17 protein-coding genes are annotated in these 19,769 nt (G+C 71.4%); 2 read left to right on the top strand and 15 right to left on the bottom strand.

Annotated features, from left to right (window positions below; all coding sequences use genetic code 11):
* Nucleotides 1-16 precede the first annotated feature (16 nt).
* The 9 genes from OC490_RS25175 to OC490_RS25135 form a co-directional block, all read right to left on the bottom strand.
* On the bottom strand, nucleotides 17-1,102 hold the full coding sequence (locus OC490_RS25175; protein WP_262060259.1) for an MSMEG_0565 family glycosyltransferase: 1,086 nt from the start codon (nucleotides 1,100-1,102) through the stop codon (nucleotides 17-19).
* Nucleotides 1,099-1,935 (bottom strand): carbon-nitrogen hydrolase family protein, encoded by an 837-nt coding sequence (locus OC490_RS25170; RefSeq protein ID WP_262060258.1) that lies wholly within the window; start codon nucleotides 1,933-1,935, stop codon nucleotides 1,099-1,101. The genes OC490_RS25175 and OC490_RS25170 overlap by 4 nt, the downstream gene beginning before the upstream one ends.
* Nucleotides 1,932-2,783 carry a carbon-nitrogen hydrolase family protein gene (locus tag OC490_RS25165; protein ID WP_262060257.1) on the bottom strand — a complete coding sequence of 284 codons (852 nt, stop codon included), beginning with the start codon at nucleotides 2,781-2,783 and terminating at the stop codon, nucleotides 1,932-1,934. The genes OC490_RS25170 and OC490_RS25165 overlap by 4 nt, the downstream gene beginning before the upstream one ends.
* Nucleotides 2,780-4,219, bottom strand: a complete 1,440-nt coding sequence (locus OC490_RS25160) for an MSMEG_0567/sll0787 family protein (RefSeq protein ID WP_262060256.1) — start codon at nucleotides 4,217-4,219, stop codon at nucleotides 2,780-2,782. Before OC490_RS25160 ends, OC490_RS25165 begins: the two co-directional genes overlap by 4 nt.
* Nucleotides 4,216-5,298: an MSMEG_0568 family radical SAM protein gene (locus tag OC490_RS25155; protein ID WP_262060255.1), complete on the bottom strand. Its 1,083-nt coding sequence runs from the start codon at nucleotides 5,296-5,298 to the stop codon at nucleotides 4,216-4,218. Before OC490_RS25155 ends, OC490_RS25160 begins: the two co-directional genes overlap by 4 nt.
* Nucleotides 5,299-5,308: 10 nt before the next feature.
* A complete protein-coding gene (locus OC490_RS25150; RefSeq protein WP_262060254.1) occupies nucleotides 5,309-5,830 on the bottom strand; it encodes an MSMEG_0572/Sll0783 family nitrogen starvation response protein in 522 nt (173 codons plus the stop codon).
* 49 nt (nucleotides 5,831-5,879) lie between these two features.
* Nucleotides 5,880-6,695, bottom strand: coding sequence for an amidohydrolase family protein (locus tag OC490_RS25145; protein ID WP_262060253.1), 816 nt, complete (start codon nucleotides 6,693-6,695; stop codon nucleotides 5,880-5,882).
* Nucleotides 6,696-6,709: 14 nt separating this feature from the next.
* Nucleotides 6,710-8,026, bottom strand: a complete 1,317-nt coding sequence (locus tag OC490_RS25140; RefSeq protein WP_262060252.1) for an MSMEG_0569 family flavin-dependent oxidoreductase — start codon at nucleotides 8,024-8,026, stop codon at nucleotides 6,710-6,712.
* Nucleotides 8,027-8,170: 144 nt separating this feature from the next.
* Nucleotides 8,171-8,662 (bottom strand): hypothetical protein, encoded by a 492-nt coding sequence (locus OC490_RS25135; protein WP_262060251.1) that lies wholly within the window; start codon nucleotides 8,660-8,662, stop codon nucleotides 8,171-8,173.
* Nucleotides 8,663-8,862: 200 nt separating this feature from the next.
* Here OC490_RS25135 and OC490_RS25130 point away from each other — a divergent pair, with 200 nt between their 5' ends.
* The gene (locus tag OC490_RS25130; protein ID WP_262060250.1) at nucleotides 8,863-11,010 is read left to right on the top strand and encodes an MMPL family transporter; all 2,148 of its coding nucleotides are present in this window, start codon (nucleotides 8,863-8,865) and stop codon (nucleotides 11,008-11,010) included.
* Here OC490_RS25130 and OC490_RS25125 read toward each other — a convergent pair.
* The 4 genes from OC490_RS25125 to OC490_RS25110 are packed head-to-tail and all read right to left on the bottom strand — an operon-like array spanning nucleotide 11,007 to nucleotide 14,775.
* Entirely contained in the window at nucleotides 11,007-12,290 is a 1,284-nt protein-coding gene (locus tag OC490_RS25125; protein ID WP_262060249.1) for an NAD(P)/FAD-dependent oxidoreductase, read from the bottom strand. The genes OC490_RS25130 and OC490_RS25125 overlap by 4 nt on opposite strands.
* Nucleotides 12,287-13,081 (bottom strand): amino acid ABC transporter ATP-binding protein, encoded by a 795-nt coding sequence (locus tag OC490_RS25120; RefSeq protein WP_262060248.1) that lies wholly within the window; start codon nucleotides 13,079-13,081, stop codon nucleotides 12,287-12,289. The genes OC490_RS25125 and OC490_RS25120 overlap by 4 nt, the downstream gene beginning before the upstream one ends.
* Nucleotides 13,078-13,833 (bottom strand): amino acid ABC transporter permease, encoded by a 756-nt coding sequence (locus OC490_RS25115; protein WP_262060247.1) that lies wholly within the window; start codon nucleotides 13,831-13,833, stop codon nucleotides 13,078-13,080. Before OC490_RS25115 ends, OC490_RS25120 begins: the two co-directional genes overlap by 4 nt.
* 9 nt (nucleotides 13,834-13,842) lie before the next feature.
* Nucleotides 13,843-14,775 (bottom strand): substrate-binding periplasmic protein, encoded by a 933-nt coding sequence (locus OC490_RS25110; RefSeq protein WP_262060301.1) that lies wholly within the window; start codon nucleotides 14,773-14,775, stop codon nucleotides 13,843-13,845.
* A gap of 214 nt (nucleotides 14,776-14,989) precedes the next feature.
* Between OC490_RS25110 and OC490_RS25105 the strand changes: the two genes are divergently transcribed.
* Nucleotides 14,990-16,180, top strand: coding sequence for a CdaR family transcriptional regulator (locus OC490_RS25105; protein ID WP_262060246.1), 1,191 nt, complete (start codon nucleotides 14,990-14,992; stop codon nucleotides 16,178-16,180).
* Between the two features lie 5 nt (nucleotides 16,181-16,185).
* Here OC490_RS25105 and pepN read toward each other — a convergent pair whose 3' ends face one another.
* Nucleotides 16,186-18,618, bottom strand: a complete 2,433-nt coding sequence (pepN, locus tag OC490_RS25100) for an aminopeptidase N (RefSeq protein WP_262060245.1) — start codon at nucleotides 18,616-18,618, stop codon at nucleotides 16,186-16,188.
* Between the two features lie 237 nt (nucleotides 18,619-18,855).
* Complete coding sequence (locus tag OC490_RS25095) at nucleotides 18,856-19,605, bottom strand: IclR family transcriptional regulator (protein WP_262060244.1); 750 nt, start codon at nucleotides 19,603-19,605, stop codon at nucleotides 18,856-18,858.
* Nucleotides 19,606-19,769: the final 164 nt, after the last annotated feature.

Raw genomic sequence — 19,769 nt, 5'->3', positions numbered from 1 at the left:
GTGTCAACGCCTGTGCTCAGACAGGTGAGTTGAGGGACCGGTAGAAGTCGAGGTGGCCTCGGGCCGCGGTGTCCCAGGTGTGCCGGGCGGCCAGCTCCCGCCCGGCAGCCTGTCGCGCCGGGTCTTCGACGGTGAGGGCGTGACCGAGTTCCGTGGCCAGCTCCTCGGGCGAGGCGGCGAACCGCGCGGCGGCCCCGAACACCTCACGCAGCACGGGCAGATCCCGCACGACCAATGGCACCCCCGCCGCCAACGCCTCCATGGCCGCGAGCCCGAACCCTTCCTTCAGCGACGGGAACGCGAACACCTCCGCCGCCCCGACCAGAGACGGCAGCTCGTCCTCCGCGACCTGCCCCAACACCACCGGTTCTACGGCGAGTTCGGCGGCCCGCGCCTCCCACCCCGCCCGGTAGTCGCGGTAGTCGAAGAGGGTCTCGCCGCCCGCGATCACCAGTCGGACATCGGGACGCGCGGCGCGCAGCAGGGCGTAGGCCTCCAGGAGGTCCAGGGAACCCTTGCGGGGCTCGATGCCGCCCACGGTGAGGACGTACGGGCCGAGACGGGAGCGCCAACTCGCCCGCGCGGCCCGGTCGGTGACGGCGAAGCGGTCGTATGCCACCCCGTTGGGAATGACCCGCGCCTCGATGCCCCAGCCCTCGGCCAGCTCCCCCGCGACCGCTTCCGACACACACAGGTGCGCGAACGGCTCGACGATCGCGCGCTCGTGGCAGGCGGCCAGTTCGGGGGTGGTGAAGTGGTCCAGGTGGTGGACGGTGCGGACGCAGCGGCCGGCCGCGTTGGCGCTGATGCAGTCCTGGGCGTGGACGATGTCGTACGGGGTGGGGTCGAACGCGGTGCGGAGGGTCGTGATGGAGCGCAGGACGCGTGCGCCGACGGTCTCCTCGGGCGGGCCGTCCGGGAACGGCACGACCTGGAGCCGTACCGCCGGGTCCACCGGGCGGAAGAAACCCACGTCGCCGCCCCGGCCCAGGGTCCACACCGTGACGTCCTCGCCCAGGGCCGCGAGGGCCTCCGCGAGGGCGAGGGTGTGGACGACCCCGCCGCGCGGCCTGGTGGAGTAGCTGAGCAGGGCGATCTTCACGTGCGGGTCTCCCGGTAGGCGTCGGGGCGGCGCTCGTCCAGGTGCCGCAGGACGCGTCGGGCGCGGTCGGTCTCGGCGGCGACGTCGATCTCGGCGACGGCGAGACCGGCCTTGGACCAGGTGCGGGCGAGGATGTCGCCGCCGGGGCCGACGACCTTGGCCTGGCCGAGGAAGCGCATGCCGCCCATGGCGCCGGTCTGGTTGGAGGAGGCGAGGACGACCTGGTTCTCGGCGGCGCGGGACTGGTCGTAGAGGTCGAAGAGGCGGGCCTGGCGGTCCTGGGCCATGCGGGGGGCGCGGTTGGTGATGCTGGTGGGCCAGGCGGAGAGACAGGCGAGGATCTCGGCGCCGTCCAGGGCCAGTGAACGGGCCGACTCCGGGAAGGTCTTGTCGTAGTCGATGAGCATGCCGATCCGGCCGACCGGGGTGTCGAAGGCGTCGAAGCGGTCGCCGGCCGAGTACGCGGCGACCTCACCGGCCGGGAGGTGCACCTTGCGGTGCCGGCCGAGGACGCCGTCGCCGCTGACGCACACGGCCGCGTTGTAGCGCTCGGTCCCGCCGTCCTCGCAGTAGCCGACGCACACCACCATCTCGGCCGCCAGCCGGGCGACTTGGAGGATCAGCGGGTCGTCCGGCTTGAGCGCCGGAGGCAGCGCCTGGGGATCGGGGTGGCGCAGGTCGGAGAGGTAACCGCCGAGGGCGGCGTCCGGCAGCACCAGCAGTCCGGCGCCGTTGCCGCGGGCGTCGTCGATGAGCTTGCCGACACGCGCGAGGTCGAACTCCAGGTCGCGGCCGAAGTGGGCGGCCGCAGCCGCGATCCGGACGGTGCTCATACGGTGACTGCTCCCGGGGCTGGGCCATAGGTCTCGGGTCGCCGGTCGCGCAGGTGCCCCATCGACCGGCGGGCGGTCTCCAGAGCCTGTGCGACGTCGAGTTCGGCGACGGCGATGCCGGCGGTCACGCCCGTGTCGGCGAGGATCTCGCCGCCCGGGTCGACGACCTTGGCACTGCCGACGAAGCGTAGCGACCCGAAGGTACCCGCCTGGTTGGCGGACAGCCACACGATCTGGTTCTCCAGGGCGCGGGCCCGGTCGAACAGGTCGAAACGGCGCTTCCAGCGGTCCTTCTCCAGGTCCGCGCTCGCGTTCGTCCGCGCGCCCGGCCAGGCCGACACGCACACCCCGATCTCGGCGCCGTCCAGGGCCAGCGCCCGGGCCGACTCCGGGAACGCCTTGTCGTAGCAGATCATCATGCCGATCCGGCCGACCGGGGTGTCGAAGGCGTGGAAGCGGTCGCCGGAGGAGTAGCTGGCGTCCTCGCTCAGGGGCTGGTGGACCTTGCGGTGGTTGCCGAGGACGCCGTCGCCGGTGACGCAGACGACGCTGTTGTAGCGGGTGTCCCCGGAGACCTCGCAATACCCTGCCACGACCGTCAACTCCCCGGCCAAGGCGGCCAGTCGGCGGATCTCCGGGCCGTCGAGGGCGAGTGCGGGCGGCCCTTCGTCCAGTGCGCTGTCGTCGTCCAGGCTCAGCAGGTATCCGCCGAGGCACGCCTCCGGCAGGGCGAGGAGCCCCACACCCTGCTCCCGGGCCTCCTTGATCAGCCGTTCGGCGATCGCGAAGTCCTCCTCCAGGTCGCGGCCGAACTCGGCGGCCACGGCCGCCATCCGCAGCGTGCTCATGCCGTCCCCATTCCGGTCACCGTCGAGGTGACCGCCTCGGTGATCTCTCCGTCGGGCCAGCGCAGCCCGACGCCCTGCCCCGTGGTCAACTCCCCGCACACAGTGCCGATCGCGGGCCCGGCGGGCAGCGGGGGCGCGTCGGGCCCGTCGGCGGTGAGCATCGCGAAACCCGGGAAGCAGGTGAGCCAGTCGCCCATGGACGCGCCCGCCGGACGGGGTACTGCGGCCACGTCGAGCACCGCCCCGCAGCCGCTCGCCTCGGCGAGCATCCCCAGCGTGCCGGCGATCCCGGCCATCGACACGTCCTTCGCGGCGGCCGGTCGTGCGGCGGCCACCGCCCTTGTCATCGTGCGGAGTTCGTCGGTACGACGCCGGGTGGTCGAGTCCCACTGGCGGCCCCGGTAGCCGGTGCGCCAGCCGCCGCCGAGGTCGGCCGTGAGCCGTACGGCATGTCCGGGACGACCGCCACCGCCCGGTACCGGCCGGCCGGTGCGGCCGAGCGCGGTCACCGACAGGGCGGCGGGGACGCCGAGTTGGGTGTGCCCGCCGAGCACCGGGACGCCGTAGGCGCGCGCGGCCCGGGTCAGTCCGGCGAGGACCAGGGCGGCATGCGCCGTGTCGCGCGCGCCGATCGCGTCCAGCAGGCCGACCGGTGAAGCACCCATCGCGGCAAGGTCGTTGACGTTCACCAGGACCGCGCACCAGCCCGCCCACTCCGGGTCCCGCTCCACCATCGACGGCACGATCGCGTCGCACGCGGCGATCACATCGGTGCCGAGGACGGGTGCGCCGTCGTCGCCGACGAAGCCGGGCGGCGCGGGCAGCGCGGCGAGCAGGGGACCCAAAGCGGCTTTCGTGGCTGCCACTTGGGCCGCGACTCGCCCTATGGGCCACCGCATGAGGACGTGCGGGGTGCGGGCGATCTCCGTGGCGCGCACGGACCGCCAGCCGAGTCGCCGGAACAGCACCTCGTTGCGGGCCTGCACGGTCGCGTCGAACCGCAGCACACCCTCCGCCTCCGCCCGTGCGCAGGCCGCCCGGACCAGCGCTGCGCCGATCCCGCGCGGACCGCGTGCCTTCGGCGCGACGACCAGTCGGCCGCCCTGCCACCAGCCCAGGTCGGGCCCGTCGTCGACCGGGCCCAGCCGCACCCCGCCGATCACCGTGCCGTCCGGGGCCTTGGCGACCAGCACGACGGTACGGGTGTCGGCGTCACGGTCGTCGAGGTCGTCGCCGGTGAAGAGTCCCTGCTCGTGGACGAAGGTGTCGGTACGCAGTCGTCGGTAGGCGCTCAACTCGGTCTCGTCAGTGGCCTGTTCGAGGTGGAACGCGGGGCGGCGGGCGAGGGTGCTGCGGTCGCCGAGCAGCGCCAGGATGTCCACCGGCCCGTCTGCCACGAGCGGTGCCGCCGAGCCGTCGAGGTACACGGCGTTCACCCGCCCGCGCTGCGCAGCACACTGCACGCGCCGCAGGCCGCGCAGCCCGCCTTCTGGTCGGCGCCGCTCATCCCGGCCGTGCGCAGCCCGGCGGCGACGCCTTCGGTGACGTACCGCAGGAGTTCCGCACCGGGCGGCTCGATCCCGTCGCGGGCGGCGAGCGTGCCGCGCATCGGACGGAAGGGGACGACGAAGGGGTACACCCCTCGGTCGATCAACTCCACTGCACCCGCGATGAGTTCGTCGGGATCCTCGCCGAGTCCGACGAGCAGGTAGGTGGAGACGCGGTTCGGTCCGAAGACCCGCACCGCCTCGTCCCAGGCGGCCTCGTACTCGGACATCGGGACACTCGACTTGCCGGGCATCCAGCGTCGGCGTACCTCCTCGTCGAGGGACTCGACATGGATGCCGATCGCGGTGGCCCCGGCCTCGTGCAGGGCGCGGATCCAGGCGAGGTCGCCGGGCGGTTCGCACTGCACCTGGACGGGGAGGCCGGGTACCGCTTCGAGGACGGCGCGGACGGATCGTACGAGAGTGCGCGCGCCCCGGTCGGGTCCCGTCGTCGTGCCGGTGGTCATGACCATCTGCCGCACGCCGTCCAACCGGACGGCGGCCTCGGCGACTTCGGCGAGTTGCGCCGGAGTCTTGGCGGCGACGGTCGCGCCGGCGCGCAGGGACTCCTCGATGGTGCAGAAGCGGCAGCGGTCGGACTCGGCGTAGCGGATACAGGTCTGGACGACGGTGGTGGCGAGGACGTCGGCGCCGTGCAGGCGGGCGATGTGCTCGTAGGGTATGCCGTCGGCGGTGGTGAGGTCGTAGAACTTCGGGCGGTCCACGGCGGACAGCGTCAGGCCGGTGTCGTCGTTGCCGAGCCAGACCCTGCCGTCCCGTACCGAGTAGGGGCTGTCGGGGTTGGTGGGCAGCGCGGCGTTGGCACCGTCGACGAGGACATGGCCGTCGTCGCTGGGTCCCGCGCCGTCCGGCCGCCGTACCGGAGCCTCCAACCGGACTCCGTGGAGGGCGAGTTCGGCCCGGGTCATGATCCGCACGTCCACCGCTGTGTTGGTGCCAACGCTCACGGCCCGCCCCTTACAGCTGGTAGGTGGAGTTGATGATGGCGCCCTTGCGGGCGTAGTGGATCAGCGCGTCCTGGACGTCGAGGGGGTGGGTCGGGATGACGCCCTCGATGAGGTCCTCCTCGCGGGCGCCGTGCAGGGAGAGGCCGAAGCGGCAGCAGAAGACCTTGCCGCCCTCGGAGATGAACGTCTTGAGCTGGTTGTTGATGTTGTGCTCGCCGGGGAAGGCCGAGTTGCCGGTGGTCGGGAACCCGCGGGTGGCAAGGCAGTTGAGGGAACCGGGGCCGTAGAAGTAGATGGCCGTCTCGAAGCCCTTGCGCAGGGCGCGGGTCGCCTGAAGGACGGCGACGAAGGAGACCGACGACTCGTGGGCGATGCCGTGGACGAGCGTGAAGTACGTCTCGCCGTCCTCGGCCTTGTAGTCGGGGAACACCTTGGTGGAGCCGTAGATGCTGGTGCCCTCGGGGAGGGACGGGTGGGGGATCTCGGTGAGGGACTTCTGCTCGATCTCGCTGAGTTCGACGGTTTCGGACATGGCTGTCTCCTTGTGCGTTACCGGACTTGAGAGGGGAGGTGGAGGTCGGTCAGTCGTAGAGCGCGGCGAACGTGTCCCTGAAGACCAGGTCGCCGAGTGCGCCGCCGCCGGTCGCTTCGGCGAGGCGGGCGTACTCGCCCGTGAAATCGCCCCACGGCTGGTCGCTGGCGAAGAGCACCCGGTCGTGGCCGATGCCGCGGCGCTCGATCTCCTTGGCCAGCCAACGGGGAGTGAAACCGATGGCCCAGGAGAGGTCGGTGTAGACGTGCTTGCCGGCGGTGATCCAGTCGAAGAACCGGGAACCGGCGAGCTTGATGTGGCCGCTCATCCCGCCGCCGAAGTGCACGAGATGGACGGGGACTTGATCGGCGTACCAGTCGACCAGGTGGCCGACCTCGTCGATGTCGGAGGCGGCACCCGGGGAGGTGTGGACGTGCACCACCAGCCCGTGCCGGGCCGCCACGGCGAAGATACGGTCGAGGTGGGGGCGGCAGGCCGGGTCGGTGGGACGCCCGCCGAGCAGAAAGCTCAGCTTGAGCGCCCTCACACCCCGTTCGCCCGCCAACTCCAGCGCCTGGGCGGTGCGTTGCTCGTCCTCGGGGCGCGGGGAGACCCACAGTCCGGCCCGGATGCGGTCGTCGGTCTGGGCGGCCTCGACGGCCAACTCGTTGAACGAGAAGGCGATGGAGGGATCGGGGACGCCGTAGTTGGGGATTACCAGGGCACGTTCGGTGCCCTCCGCGTCCAGGTCGGCGATGAGTTGCTTGACCGTGGCGCGGGCGGTGGTGTCGGGGTTGACGGGCGGGCCGCCGTAGAAGGGGTGGGCGGGCAGGACGCCGATGTGGCGATGTGCGTCGTGGACCATGGTGTTCCCGTTCCTCAGCCGATCGGGAGGGCGGAGGCGAGGTCGGTGGGGGCGCCGGTCAGGGTGCCGCACACGTCGGCCAGGCGGCGCGAGGCCTCGATGTGGTTCGCGAGGAACTCCGCGTCCCTGCCCACCGCTTCGAAGCGTCCCGAACCCCATGAGTGCTGCCAGGGCAGGCCCAGGAAGTACAGGCCGGGGACGCTGGTGGCGCCGCGCCAGTGCATCGGGTAGCCGCGGCCGTCGAAGACCGGTGCCTCGATCCAGCGGTGGTCGCGGCGGAACCCGGTCGACCAGACGACGGAGGTGATGTCGGCCTGGTCCAGGTCGAGTTCGCGGGGCTGGTCGTCCGGTTCCCACACGGGTGTGTAGCGTGGTTCGTCCGGTGCGGCGATGCCCTGCGCGGTGATGTGGGCGTCGACGGCGTCCTTGATGCCCTCGGCCACGGCGTCCGCGTGGTCGAGGTTCACCTTGAGGTCGTCGGCGAACTCCAGTGCCGTACCGCCGACTTCGGTCAGTCGGCCGTACAACCGCATACCGTCGCGGGCGAAGGCGCGCAGGTCGATGTCGCGGCCTCCGTCGCGGCCGGTGACGTAGTGGTTGACGCGCATCCGGACCGCGCCCGCGTCGTCGAAGTCGTCGATGCTCTTCGCGTAGTGGCCCATGTCGTCGAGCCAGGCCACACAGTCACGGCCGCGGTAGAAGCGGGCCACGCGCGGCGCACTGCCGACGGCCAGGTGCACCTGGCGCCCGGCGAGGTGGAGGTCCTCGGCGATCTGGCAGCCGGACTGACCGGTGCCGACCACCAGGACCGCGCCCGGGGGGAGTTGGGCGGGGTTGCGGTAGCGGGAGGAGTGGACCTGGGTGACGGAGTCGGGGAACTGCCGGGCCATCGGGGGGAGGGAAGGGGCGTGGTAGGGGCCGGTCGCGATCACCACCTGGTCGGCGGTGAAGTCCCCTGCCGTGGTGGAGAGTTCGAAGGCTCCGCCCGGGGAACGTCGCAGCCTGGTGACCGTCACGCCCTCGACCAGCGGTGGCCGGAAATGGGCGACATAGCCCTCCAGGTAGCGCACGATGTCGTCGCGGACCATGAACCCGTCGGGGTCGTCTCCCCGATAGGGGTAACCGGGCAGCCGGCACTGCCAGTTGGGGGTCACCAGACAGAAGGAGTCCCAGCGGCGCTCGCGCCACTCGTGGCCGACCCGGTGGGCCTCGACGACGACGTGGTCGATACCGCGTTCGCGGAGTTCGTGACTGACGGAGAGTCCGGCCTGACCGCCGCCGACCACGGCGACGGAGTAGTGTGCGCGGACAGCGAAGTACATCTCGGGCATGACATCCTCCATGCCGCGCGCCGAGGTCTTGCCACCTCGCCGCTCTTCATGGCGACCAACTTCAGCCCTGGGGATTTCCGAGTGAAGTCATCGGGAACAAAGGGGAGTTGCGAAAACCTCACCGTTGCCGCAGAGGCAAGTCGGCTATTCGGCGATCCTGGTGGCCGCTTCCGCGTTCGGCCAGCGGGCGAGCGAGATCATTGCCATCACCCGGTGGATCAGATAGCCGGCCAGTGGCAGTTCGGCGAAGACCGCGAGGGCCGCCGCCGACCAGACGTCGTCGGTGCCGAAGGCCAGCGACACGTCGAACCAGGCGTCGCAGATCAGCAGCGCTGCCGAGAAGACCGCCGCCACGATGACGCCCCGGTGCCGCCGCCAGCCGAGCAGCGCGGTGGCCGCCATCGCGAGCACGAGCAGGACGTCGAACCCGACCCAGGTGACCCGCCACTGGTGCACCTCGTAGGCGGACGGCAGCGTCACCGCCAGCAGAACCGTCCACGGGACCAGTCCCACGGCACACACGGTGAGCAGTTCCAGGGTGTGCCGTCGGTGCCGCCGTACCCGCTCCAGTGTGTCGGGCGACGGAGTCGGAGCGTCCGCCACCTGGCGTATGCCGGCCTTCGACGCGTTGTTCACCTTGACTGCTCCGTTCTCGGAGTCCGGTCTTGATCCGGTACCGACAAGCTAAACAGTCCTGCGCTGCGGTCTCTTCCCGGGGCGCGCGAACGCGGAGTCTGTGCTTCCGGATCCCGTCAAACCGGATGGATTATCCCGATAGCGGATGAACAGGGCGGCGGGCTAGACTCGCGCAACCTACGAAGCGGGGAAGGTCCGGCATGCGACGGTGGGCCGAATTCGTACTGCGGCATCGCAAGGCGGTCGTGGCGTTCTGGGGTCTGGTGCTCATCGCCGGCATCGCGCTGGCCGGCCGGACCACGGACCGGCTCACCATCGACTTCTCGCTGCCCGGCCAGCCTGGCACCGTGACCGCGCACAAGATCGAGAAGGCCTTCGGCAGCGGCGGCGACACCAATCCGTATCTCGTGGCGGTCACCCTGCCGGCCGGGCAGACCGTCACCGGTCACGAGACGGACGTCGGGAGCGTGTTCACCGCAGCCGGCACGGCCGCACCGGGGCTGCGGGTGATCGACGAGGCGAACACCGGCGACAAGGCGTTCCGGACGAAGGACGACCGTACCGCCTACGCGCTGGTCTTCTATCGGTTCAACCCGTCACCCAGCCAGACCCTGCTGACCGACCCGATCAAGACGGCCGCCGAGAAGGCCGCGCCGGCGGGCGCGAAGGTCGGCGTGACGGGCGAGGACCCCCTCGCCTCCGGCGGCGACGACGGGGGCGGCCCCGGAGTACTCGGCGAGACCCTCCTCGGCGCCGTCGGCGCACTCGCCGTCCTCGCCTTCGTGTTCGCCTCCTTCCTGGCCCTGCTGCCGCTGCTGGTGGCCGCGGTGTCGATCCTCGCGACCTTCGTGATGCTGCTGCCGCTCACCTACGCCACCGACGTGTCGTTCATCGTGCAGTTCCTGGTCGCCCTCATCGGCCTGGGCGTCGCGATCGACTACTCGCTCCTCTTCGTCACCCGCTGGCGCGAGGAGCGCGACCGCGGCCGGGACAACCACGACGCGGTCGTCGTCGCGATGCAGCACGCCGGGCACGCGATCGTGTTCAGCGGGGTCACGGTCGCCATCGGCCTGCTCTCCCTGGTCGTCCTGCCCGTCCCGTTCCTGCGCAGCATGGGCTACGGCGGAGCGCTCATCCCGCTCGCCAGCGTGCTGACGACACTCACCCTGACCCCCGCGATCCTCGGCGGTATCGGACCCAAGGTCGACTGGCCCAAGATCCGGCACGAGAACCGGGCGAGCCGCTTCTGGAGCCGCTGGACCGCAGCCGTCGTACGGCGCCGCTGGCTCGCGGCCGGCGCGGCGCTGGCCGCCCTCGCGGCCCTCGTCGGCGTCTTCCTCGGCATCAAGATCGGCCTTGCCTCCTCGGGGTCGCTCGCCAAGAACGGTTCGGCCTACGACACCCTGCAGACCCTGGAACGCGGTGGCGTCCCGACCGGCGCGCTCACCCCGATGGAGGTCCTGGTCAGCACCGACCAGGCGAAACCCGTCGCCGCCGCACTCGCGAAGGTCGACGGCGTGACCAGCGTCCTCGTGCCGACCGGGCCCGCGGGCAACCGGGGCGGACAGAGCATCGTCGTCGTCATCCCGGACACCGAGACGGTCAACTCGAAGAGCGTCGACGTCGTCAAACGGGTCAAGACCGCCACCGAGCACCTGCCCGGAGCCGTAGGCGTCGCCGGAGTCGGCGCGGCCCAGATCGACTTCCTGCACGCCGTCTACGGCAACTTCCCGCTGATGCTCACGATCATCGCGCTGCTGACGTACATCCTGCTCGTACGGGCCTTCCGCTCGTTGCTGCTGCCGCTGAAGGCGGTACTGCTCAACCTGATCTCACTGGCGGCGACCCTCGGCCTGATGGTCCTCTTCTGGCAGGACGGCCACGGTTCCAACGCGATCTTCGGCATCGCCGCCACCGGGGCCGTCACGTTCTGGATCCCGATCATGATCTTCGCGTTCCTGTTCGGACTGTCCATGGACTACGAGGTGTTCATCCTCACCCGCATCCGGGAGGAGTACGACGCCGGTCTCTCCACCGACGACGCGGTGGTCGAGGGCATCGGCCGCACCGGCCGCCTCGTCACCAGCGCCGCACTCATCCTCTTCCTCGCCTTCGCCGCGCTCGCCTCGGGACCGGGCACCGACCTCAAGACCCTGGCGACCGGCCTCGGCATCGGCATCCTGCTCGACGCGACCATCGTGCGGATGCTGCTCGTCCCCTCCCTCGTCTCCCTGTTCGGCGGCTGGAACTGGCATCTGCCCGCCTGGGCGGCGCGTCCGCTGCGGGTGGCCCCGTCCAGTCCGCACCCGGAACCGTCCGAGCCCGCGCCGACACCACCGGCGGCCTAGGCCTTGGCCCAAGGCCCCCGGCCGAAGCGGAACGGCGTGAGCACGTCCGGGCGTCGACCGGTGCGCACGTAGTCGGCGAGACGGTGTCCGGTGACGGGCCCCAGGGTGACGCCGAGCATGCCGTGTCCGGTCGCCGCGAACGCGTTGTCGTGCCCGGGGACGCGGTCGATGACCGGAAGCCCGTCGGGGAGGAAGGGGCGACCGCCCACCCAGGGATCGCGGATGAGGCTCACCAGGTCGTCGGGGTCGTCGAACCAGCCGCCCAGATAGTGCCGGCTCGCGAGCGCGACGGCGACGATGCGGCGCCAGTCGAGACGGTTGTTGTTGCCGCTCAACTCCATCGTGCCGCCGATACGCGTGGTGGGGCCGATCGGCGAGGCGACGGCCCTGCGCTCGCCGAAGTACAGCGTGTGCCGGGGTGCCGGGTCCAGGTCGACGGAGAAGCTGTAGCCCTTCCCCGCCTGGAGCGGCAGCGGATGGCCGAGCGAGCCGAGCAGATCCGAGGAGCGCATTCCGGCCGCGATGACGGCGGCCGAGCAGGGGATCTCGCCGGTCGCGGTGCGCAGCGCGGTGACGCGGTTGCCCTCGGTACGGAACCCGGTGGCGTCCGTGTTCTCGTGGATCTTCACCCCGGACGCCGCCAGGGCCTCGCCCAGCGCACGGGCGAAGGCCTCCGGATCGACCACGCCCTCGCCCTCCACGAGATAGGCGGCGCGGACCCGGGAGGACAGCGCCGGGTCGAGGAGACGGGCCTCGTCGCCCGTGACCACGTCGTCGGGCAACGGATAGCGGCCGTGCGCCATCTGCCGCTGGACGGCGAGGTGATGGCGGGCCTCGGCGGGGGAGAGGAACGCGTGCACCATGCCGGGCCGGGTGAGACTGGTCTCGACCCCGGCCGCGCCCAATCCGTCGAAGAGGTCGAACGTGGTGCGGTTCAGCTCGGCGATCGCCGTGTAGCCGCGCCGGAACGCGGCCGGTGTGCTGCTGCGCCAGAACCGCCACAGCCACCGTACGAACGCCGGATCGGGCAGCGGCCGTAGATACAGGGGCGAGTCCGGGCGGCCCAGGGAGCGGAGCGCGTAGCGCACCACGCCGGGGGCCGGGACCGGCGTCGAATGGCTGAGGCAGACCCAGCCCGCGTTGCCCCGGGACGCACCGGAACCCAGCGCGCGCCGCTCGACGACCTCCACCTCCAGGCCGGCCTCGGCCAGGTAGTACGCCGTGCACAGGCCCACGACGCCGCCGCCGACCACGACGACGGGAGCGCCGTTCCCGGTCATGACGTCGATCCGTAGGAGGCGAGGAACTCGCGGGTCCGGGCCTGTTCCGGGTGGTCGATGACCTGTTGGGGACGGCCCTCCTCCACGATCCGGCCACCGTCGACGAAGACGACGTGGTCCGACACCTCGCGGGCGAAGGGGAGTTCATGGGTGACCAGCAGCATCGTCATGCCGTCGGCGGCCAGTTCTCGCATCACGCTGAGCACCTCGCGGGTGGCCTCGGGGTCCAGGGAGGAGGTGGGTTCGTCGAAGAGCAGCACCTCGGGCCGGAGCGCCAACGCGCGGGCGATGGCGACGCGTTGCTGCTCGCCGCCGGAGAGCCGGTCGGGCAGGGCGAGGCCGCGGTGGGCCACCCCGACCCGGCGCAGCAGGGCGACGGCCCGTTCCAGGGCCTCCGACTCCGGTACACCGGCCTTGCGTTGGGCGACCACGATGTTCTCCACGGCCGTGAGATGGGGGAAGAGGTTGAAGCGCTGGAAGACCATGCCGACCGTGCGGCGCAGCCCGGGCAGGTCGCGGCAGACGATGCGGCCGTCGCGGTGCACCACCTCCCCGGCGACCTCGACCGTGCCCCGGTCGGGGCGTTCCAGCAGGTTGACGCAGCGCATCAACGTCGTCTTGCCGCCGCCGCTCTGCCCGATGACGCTGACGATCCGGCCGCGGTCGACTTCCAGACTCACGTCGTCGAGCACGAGCCGCCCGTCGAAGGACTTGCTCAGCCCCTCGATCCGAACGATCGCTTCCGCAGGGGCAGTTGGGGCGGACTTCGCCGTGGTGACGGGCTCGGTCATACGGCCGACTCCTTCAGGTTGGCTCCCGTGCCGAGCTCGGCGGCGAGCAGCGCCCGCGCCGCACGCACCCGGCGCCGTCGCCAGGGGGACAGCGGGACGCCCGCGCGCACCTTGCGCTCCAGCAGCAGAAGGAGCTGGGAGAGCGGATAGCACAGGGCGAAGTAGATGGCCGAGATGACCAGGTACACCTCCAGCGCCCGGAAGGTTGCGGACGTGATGAGCCGTCCCTCCGACATCAGCTCGGCGGCGGACACGGTGACCAGGAGCGAGGTGGACTTCAACAGGTCGACCAGCATGGTGTTGGTACCGGCCAGCGCCTGCCGGACCGCCTGCGGCAGCACGATGTGGACGAAGATGCCCACCCGGCCCAGCCCCAGCGCCTCACCGGCCTCGGTCTGCCCGTCGTGCACCCCGCTGATCGCGGACCGGAAGATCTCGGACAGATAGGCGGCGTAGAAGACGACGAGGCTGAGGCACCCGGCCGTGAACACGTCCAGCCGGATGCCCGCCGAAGCCAGACCGAAGTAGGTCAGGAAGATGATGGCCAGCAGCGGGACGTTCTTGAAGATCTCCGTGTAGACGGCGGCGACGGCACGCGCGGGCCAGGCCTTGCTGAGTCTGAGCAGTGCCACGACCAGGCCCAGCACGACCGCGCCGGTGAAGCTGACCACCGTGTACGAGACCGTGCGCCAGAGCGCGTCGATCAGGTCGGACCGGTAGTCGGACCAGGGGACTTGGAAGAGACTCGACATGTCGGTTCCTCACTTCCCGATGGACGGCGGGGTCCAGTCGCTCGGCCGGTCCACACCGCGTCGGGCGGCGGCCATGTCGGCGGCGGGCTTGAGGAACTGCTCGGGATCGCCGCCGTACTTCTTGACGAGCTTCGCCAACTCGCCGTTCTTGTACATGGCGTCGATCTGCGCGGAGATCGCCCGCTCCAGCTTGGTGGCCTTCTTGGGGAGGTAGAAGCCCGTCTGGTACGGCTGGAAGTACTGGTAGGCGGGCTTCGCCTTCACCTCGGCCGCGGTCGGCGGGGTCAGGTACTCCGTGGCGATCTTCAGGTCGGGCCGCTGCTTCTGCGCCGCGATGATGATCAGCGGGTCCAGGAAGCCGACGTCGATCCGGCCGGCGCCGAGGTCGTCGAACACCCCGTTGGCGTCCGGGTAGGCGTGCAGCTTCGCCCCGGGCACGGCCTGGATCGACTTGACCCAGACGTAGCCGTCGACCGTGCCGAGACTGCGGCCCTTGAGGTCGGCGACCGTCCTGTAGGTCTTGCCGCTGCGGACGGCCATCGCCGGGGGCGAGTAGTACGGCGGGTCGGTGAACAGCCCCTGTTTCTGCCGGTCCGCGGACCAGGCGACACCGCCGACGGTGATGTCGACGCGGCGGGACTGGACCCCGGCGAGCATGCCGGCGAAGTCCGTGACCTGCGGCTTGATCTGCAGGCCCAGTTTCTTGGCGATGTAGGTCAGGATGTCGCCGTCCAGCCCGACGATCTTTCCGCCCTGCTCGGTGGTGTAGGGCGCGTACGGTTCGACGGCGACCTTGAGGACGCCGGGCGTGAGCGTGCCCAGGGCGGCGGTCTTCGCGGAGACGTTCTTCGGGGCGTCGTCGCCCCCGGAACCACAGGCGGCGACGGTGGACAACATCAGCGTCGCGGACAACGCGACGACAAGCGAGCGCACACGGATCATCGGCACGGGCCTTCCGTATCGGCACTGAGGGATCGGCACTGAAGGGACCCGCCGTTCACCGCGCTGTGCCCTCGGCGGGAAGTGATTGGGCCCAAACGCTAGGCATCGGCCGAGCCCGCGTCATCGTCCACTTCGTACGAAGTTGTGGCCGGATTCGCGCGCTCCGCTGTACGGTGCGTCCAGTCCGGCACGTACCGCCAGGGGAGGAACGCCTGTGCTGAGCCCCTCACTCGCGCAGGAGATCGCCGGGGACACCTCCGCCGTCATCGGCTTCAACGTGCTGATCACGGACGCGGAGGGCATCGTCATCGGCAGCGGCGACAGCAGCCGCGTCGGCAGTTTCCACGAGGCGTCCGTAGAGGTCGTCCGTACGAAGGAACCAGCCACGCACAGCGCCTCCCAGGCACAGCAACTGCGCGGCGTACGCCCCGGTGTGACCCTCCCGCTGATCACCAACGGGCAGGCGGTGGGGACGGTCGGTATCACCGGCACACCCGCCCAGGTCCGCCGCTTCGGACTCCTCGTCAAACGCCAGACGGAGATCCTGCTCCGGGAGTCCGTGATGCTGCGCTCCCGGCTGCTCGCCGAACGGGCCGCCGAGAAACTCCTCACCGACATCGCGTCCTACGACCCCCAGGTCGTCGAGGGCGACTTCCTCGTGTTCCGCGCCGCCGAACTCGGCTTCGACCTGCGCCTACGGCGGGTCGCCGTCGCCTTCGAGGTGAGCGTGCCCCATCCGGCGCCCCGCCGCCAGGGCGGCACCCAGCCGCGGGACATGGCTCTGGTCCGCTCCGAACTGCTGCGTACCGTGGGGGAGATCTTCGCCGACCCCCAGGACATCGTCGCCTCCACCGCACCCGGCTGGATCGGCGTCCTGCACCGGCTCCCCGCCGGCTGCTCCACGACCTCCCTCGACGGCGACTGCCGGCGGGTCACCGATCTCATCGCCGCCCAGAACGGACTCGTCGCCCGCGCCGGCCTCGGCGAACCGGCCACCTCTGTGGGCGGCCTGCACGACTCCTACCAGGACGCGTGCGACGCGCTGCGGCTCGGTGCCCGGTTCGCCGAGGCCGCCTCCGTGCACCTGATCACGGACCTGCGTGTCCACCAGGTGGTGACGGCGGTGAGCCAGGCGGCCCGCAACCGGCTGCTGGACCTCACCGCCACCGAACTGCGCGCGCAGCCGGACTGGCAGGCCCTCCGCGACACGGTCACCGCCTGGTGCGAGAGCGGGTTCAACCTTGTCCGTACCGCCGAGGCCCTGCACATCCACCGGAACACCGTCGTCTACCGGATGAACAAGATTGAGCAGATCACCGGACGTCCCCTGAGGGAGTACCGGACGGCCATGGCCCTCTATCTCGCCTGCCTGGCCGACCGGTTGGGTGGTGGAACGAGCCGCTGAGCCCGTCAGGTCACCTTGCCCCGGGCGCGGAGCATGCGGCTCACCTCGTCCGAGCGCTCCAGGAGCGTGGTGCGGACCACCGGCACCGCCTCCCGGGACGCCTCCTGGGCCCGCTCGATGTACGTCGGGTCGATGGCGTGCAACGGGAAGAGGCGGTGCGTGTAGCTCATCGCCAGGAGCATTCCTCCCTGGTGCAGCTTCGGGATCGCCTCCAGATAGCGTTCGGCGTACGGGGTCAGCAGCGCGTCCTGGCCCGGGCGCCAGAAGGCCGCCGCCACCAGACCCACCGAGTTGACGGGGACGGCGCGGTCCACGGCCAGTTGCTGCCAGACCTCCGCCTTCGTGGCCGCGTCGGGCAGCGCGGCCCGGACGGTGAGGGCGCGGGTCCAGGCGTCGGGGTCCGGGTCACGGGCGAGCAGGAGCTCGGACTCCGCGGCCACGTCCCCGCCCAGTTCCGCGTCGCGGACCAGCGCGCGCCAGTGCAGGTCCACGTCGTCGCCGGCCTGTTCGCGGAGCCGGCCGAGATCCTCCCGGGTCGTCGCGGTGCGGGCCAGCCCGCGCAGCGCGACCTGACGGCGGCCCGGGTCGTCGGCGAGCCGGAGACAGGCCGCCGCTACCGCGGCCGACAATGCGGTCCGCTCGGCGGACGGCGCCCACAGTTCCGCGATGTTCGCGGCGAGGGTCAGATACGGCTCGATCACCGCGTCGGACGTCTCGGCCGCCAGCAACGCGGTGAGGCACCGCCCGGCCTCCGCCGCCGTGGCCTCGCCGGTCGTCAGCATGTCCCACACGGTGGCCGCGGCCACGCCCCGCGAGATCGCCGTGGGCAACCTCGCCGCCGTACGGAAGAGAGCGTCCCTGGTGGCGGGGTCCGGGCGGGTCGTCGCGAAGGTCAGGTCGTCGTCGTTGATCAGCAGCACGTCGGCGGGCGGGAGGCCGGTCACCGGAGTCCGGGTCTCCGTCACCTCTACCCGCACCAGCGCCCGGCGTTCCAGCGCGTCGCCGTTCTCCCCGTACGCGCCCACCGCCAGCACCTGCGGACGCGGGCTGCCCTCGGCCACCAGCGTGAGGGTGTCGCCGTCGCGCTCCAGCGAGAAGCGGTCGGTGCCCGCCGTCGTCAGCCAGGCCGTGCGCCAGGTGTCGAGGTCGCGGCCACTGGCCTCCGACAGCGAGTCGATCAGGTCCTGGAGCGTGGTGTTGCCCCACGCGTGGCGGGCGAAGTAGGCGGCCATACCTGTCCTGAAGTGCTCTTCGCCGACGTACGTCTTGAGCTGCTGGAGGACGGACGCGCCCTTGGGATACGTGATGTTGTCGAAGATCGACGCGGCCTGGGCGACATCGTGGATGGGCTGGTGGATCGGGTGCGAGGCGGGGCCCTGGTCGGACAGGTACGCGCTGATCTTGCCGATCATCAGATGGCTCGCCCACGCGTCGGTGTGCCGGGTGGCGCGCTCGGCGGCCCAGTGGCAGGCGAACTCCGCGAACGCCTCGTTCAGCCAGAGGTCGTCCCACCAGCGCATGGTGACGATGTTGCCGAACCACATGTGCGCCATCTCGTGCAGCAACACCCGTGCGAGCAGCCCGTGTTCGGCGGGAGTCGGCGTGGCCCGCCGCAGGAACGCGTCCGACCACGTCACACAGCCGTAGTTCTCCATCGCCCCGCCGAACTCGGGCATGAAGACCTGGTCGTACCGGCGCTGCGGGAACGGCATCGCGAAGGCCTCGGCGTAGAAGGCGAGGCCCTGGCGGGTGAGGGTGAAGATCTCCTCGGCGTCACGGTCGAGGACCTCCGCGAGCGAACGGCGGGCGTACAGGCCCAGGTTGTGGCCGTCCACCTCGCGGCGGACCTCGTGGAAGGGGCCCGCGTTGATGACCGTGTTGTACGTCGACAGGGGCGGGGTGTCCGGGAAGGTCCACCGGCGGGCCGCGCCCAGCTCCTCGACGTCCGCGTCACCGGAGTTGCTGGTGACGGTCCACGCTGCCGGGGCCGTCACGGTGAAGGCGTGCGGGGCCTTGAGGTCGGGCTGGTCGAAGCAGGCCCACACGAAACGGGCCTCGTCCGGTTCGAAGCTCATCCACACGTACACCTCGCCGTCGCCGGGGTCCGTCGCCCGGTGCACGCCCTCGCCGGTGGTGGTGTCGGCCTGCACGCTCTCCACGCGCAGCACGTTGTGCGCGGCGAGACCCGGGAGCTGGATCCGCCCGTCCTCGCCGGGGCCGACCTCGACCCCGTTCAGCGTCGCGCTCAGCACCCGCGCCGCGCAGTCCACGAAGGTCGCCGCGCCCGGCTCGCGACACGTGAACGCCACGGTGGAGACGGAGCGCACCTCCGGCCCGTCGGGCAGCGCGGTCAGATCGACGTCCACGTCGTACCGCTCGACCGCGATCAGCGCGGCCCGGTGCTCGGCTTCGGTGCGGGTCAGGCTTCGGATCCCCATGTGTCCTCCCTCGGCAGACAGCGGCCGTAAGCCTATGACGGAGATCGCCGGGGAGCAGGGGGTTTTCGCCGCCCCGCGGACGGACCGGCGACGGTGGCCGATCGCCCACTTGGGCCGCCCGGAGCAGACCTCGCCCTCTCCGCCACGTCGGCCCGGCGTATTCGCGGACACGGCCGTCGCCGCGGCCCGGTGCTCATCCCCGCACGAGCGCCGGGCCGCGTCGTCGGCCCCCTGGTGTCACCGCCCCCGCAGGCCCATGCCGATGGCCCGGGCGGTACGGCGGGCGGCCTCCGCGAGCCGCTCCAAGTGGTGTGCCGGGTCGGTGAGGACACAGAGCGCCGCCAGGGGCGTGGCGCCCGTGCCGAACAGCGGAACCGCCGCACAGCACACCCCGCCCACCACTTCCTCCCGGTCGAACGCGGTACCCCGCTCCCGAATCGCGGCGGCGTCCCGTGCCCAGGACGCGGGCAGCGGCCCCAGCAGCGGTGCCGGACCGGCCATGGCCACCAGGACCTTGCCCGCCGCGGTGAACCACGGCCAGGTCATCCGGGTCTGCAGCGGATCGGGCCGTTCGGCGTCGTCGGGACACCACTCGACCATCAGCGTCTCGCCCTTCCACAGCACGGCGATCCCCACCGTCGTGCCCGTGAGCTTCGCCAGCCGGCGCATCGGTTCCCGGGCGGCGGCCCGCAGCCGGGGGTGCGGTTGCCAGGCCCGCCCGAGGCGGAACATCCGCGGGCCCACCCGGTAACTCCCTCCGCACCGCTCGACCGCGCCCAGGTCCGCCAGCTGTTCCAGCAGCCGGTACGCCGTCGTCTTGGGCAGCCCGCAGTCGGACGCCAGCCTGGTCGGCCCGGCCTCCACGGCCCGCTCCACCGCCTCCAGCAACGCGAAGGCACCCTCCAGCACGCTCCTTCCGCCGGCGTTTCCCGTGGCGGCCGGTAACGCCTCCGGCCGCCGTACCGGCACCCGTGTCCCAGGTGCCATCACTTCCCCTGTGATCACACTTCTCGCCCCCGTTTGCCTGTTGCGCAGCCGCCAGGCGACGGCCCTGCCGTGGTGCCCGAACGGCGCCTCGGTCAGGGCCCGTTCGCTCCCCAGCAGACTGGCACCGGTGTGTGGCGGGAAACCTTGTCGAAGGCTTGTCGCGC

The sequence above is a fragment of the Streptomyces sp. STR69 genome (assembly GCF_024519455.1).
In the GTDB taxonomy this organism is placed as follows: Bacteria; Actinomycetota; Actinomycetes; order Streptomycetales; family Streptomycetaceae; genus Streptomyces.
This window is presented reverse-complemented; position numbering and strand designations above follow the sequence as displayed.

Coding starts and splice junctions, on each gene's coding strand:
- OC490_RS25170 (WP_262060258.1), bottom strand. CDS start 1,935: ATGAGCACCGTCCGGATCGCGGCTGCGGCCGCCCACTTCGGCCGCGAC.
- OC490_RS25165 (WP_262060257.1), bottom strand. CDS start 2,783: ATGAGCACGCTGCGGATGGCGGCCGTGGCCGCCGAGTTCGGCCGCGAC.
- OC490_RS25150 (WP_262060254.1), bottom strand. CDS start 5,830: ATGTCCGAAACCGTCGAACTCAGCGAGATCGAGCAGAAGTCCCTCACC.
- OC490_RS25145 (WP_262060253.1), bottom strand. CDS start 6,695: ATGGTCCACGACGCACATCGCCACATCGGCGTCCTGCCCGCCCACCCC.
- OC490_RS25140 (WP_262060252.1), bottom strand. CDS start 8,026: ATGCCCGAGATGTACTTCGCTGTCCGCGCACACTACTCCGTCGCCGTG.
- OC490_RS25130 (WP_262060250.1), top strand. CDS start 8,863: ATGCGACGGTGGGCCGAATTCGTACTGCGGCATCGCAAGGCGGTCGTG.
- OC490_RS25125 (WP_262060249.1), bottom strand. CDS start 12,290: ATGACCGGGAACGGCGCTCCCGTCGTCGTGGTCGGCGGCGGCGTCGTG.
- OC490_RS25120 (WP_262060248.1), bottom strand. CDS start 13,081: ATGACCGAGCCCGTCACCACGGCGAAGTCCGCCCCAACTGCCCCTGCG.
- OC490_RS25115 (WP_262060247.1), bottom strand. CDS start 13,833: ATGTCGAGTCTCTTCCAAGTCCCCTGGTCCGACTACCGGTCCGACCTG.
- OC490_RS25110 (WP_262060301.1), bottom strand. CDS start 14,775: ATGATCCGTGTGCGCTCGCTTGTCGTCGCGTTGTCCGCGACGCTGATG.
- pepN (WP_262060245.1), bottom strand. CDS start 18,618: ATGGGGATCCGAAGCCTGACCCGCACCGAAGCCGAGCACCGGGCCGCG.
- OC490_RS25095 (WP_262060244.1), bottom strand. CDS start 19,605: ATGGCACCTGGGACACGGGTGCCGGTACGGCGGCCGGAGGCGTTACCG.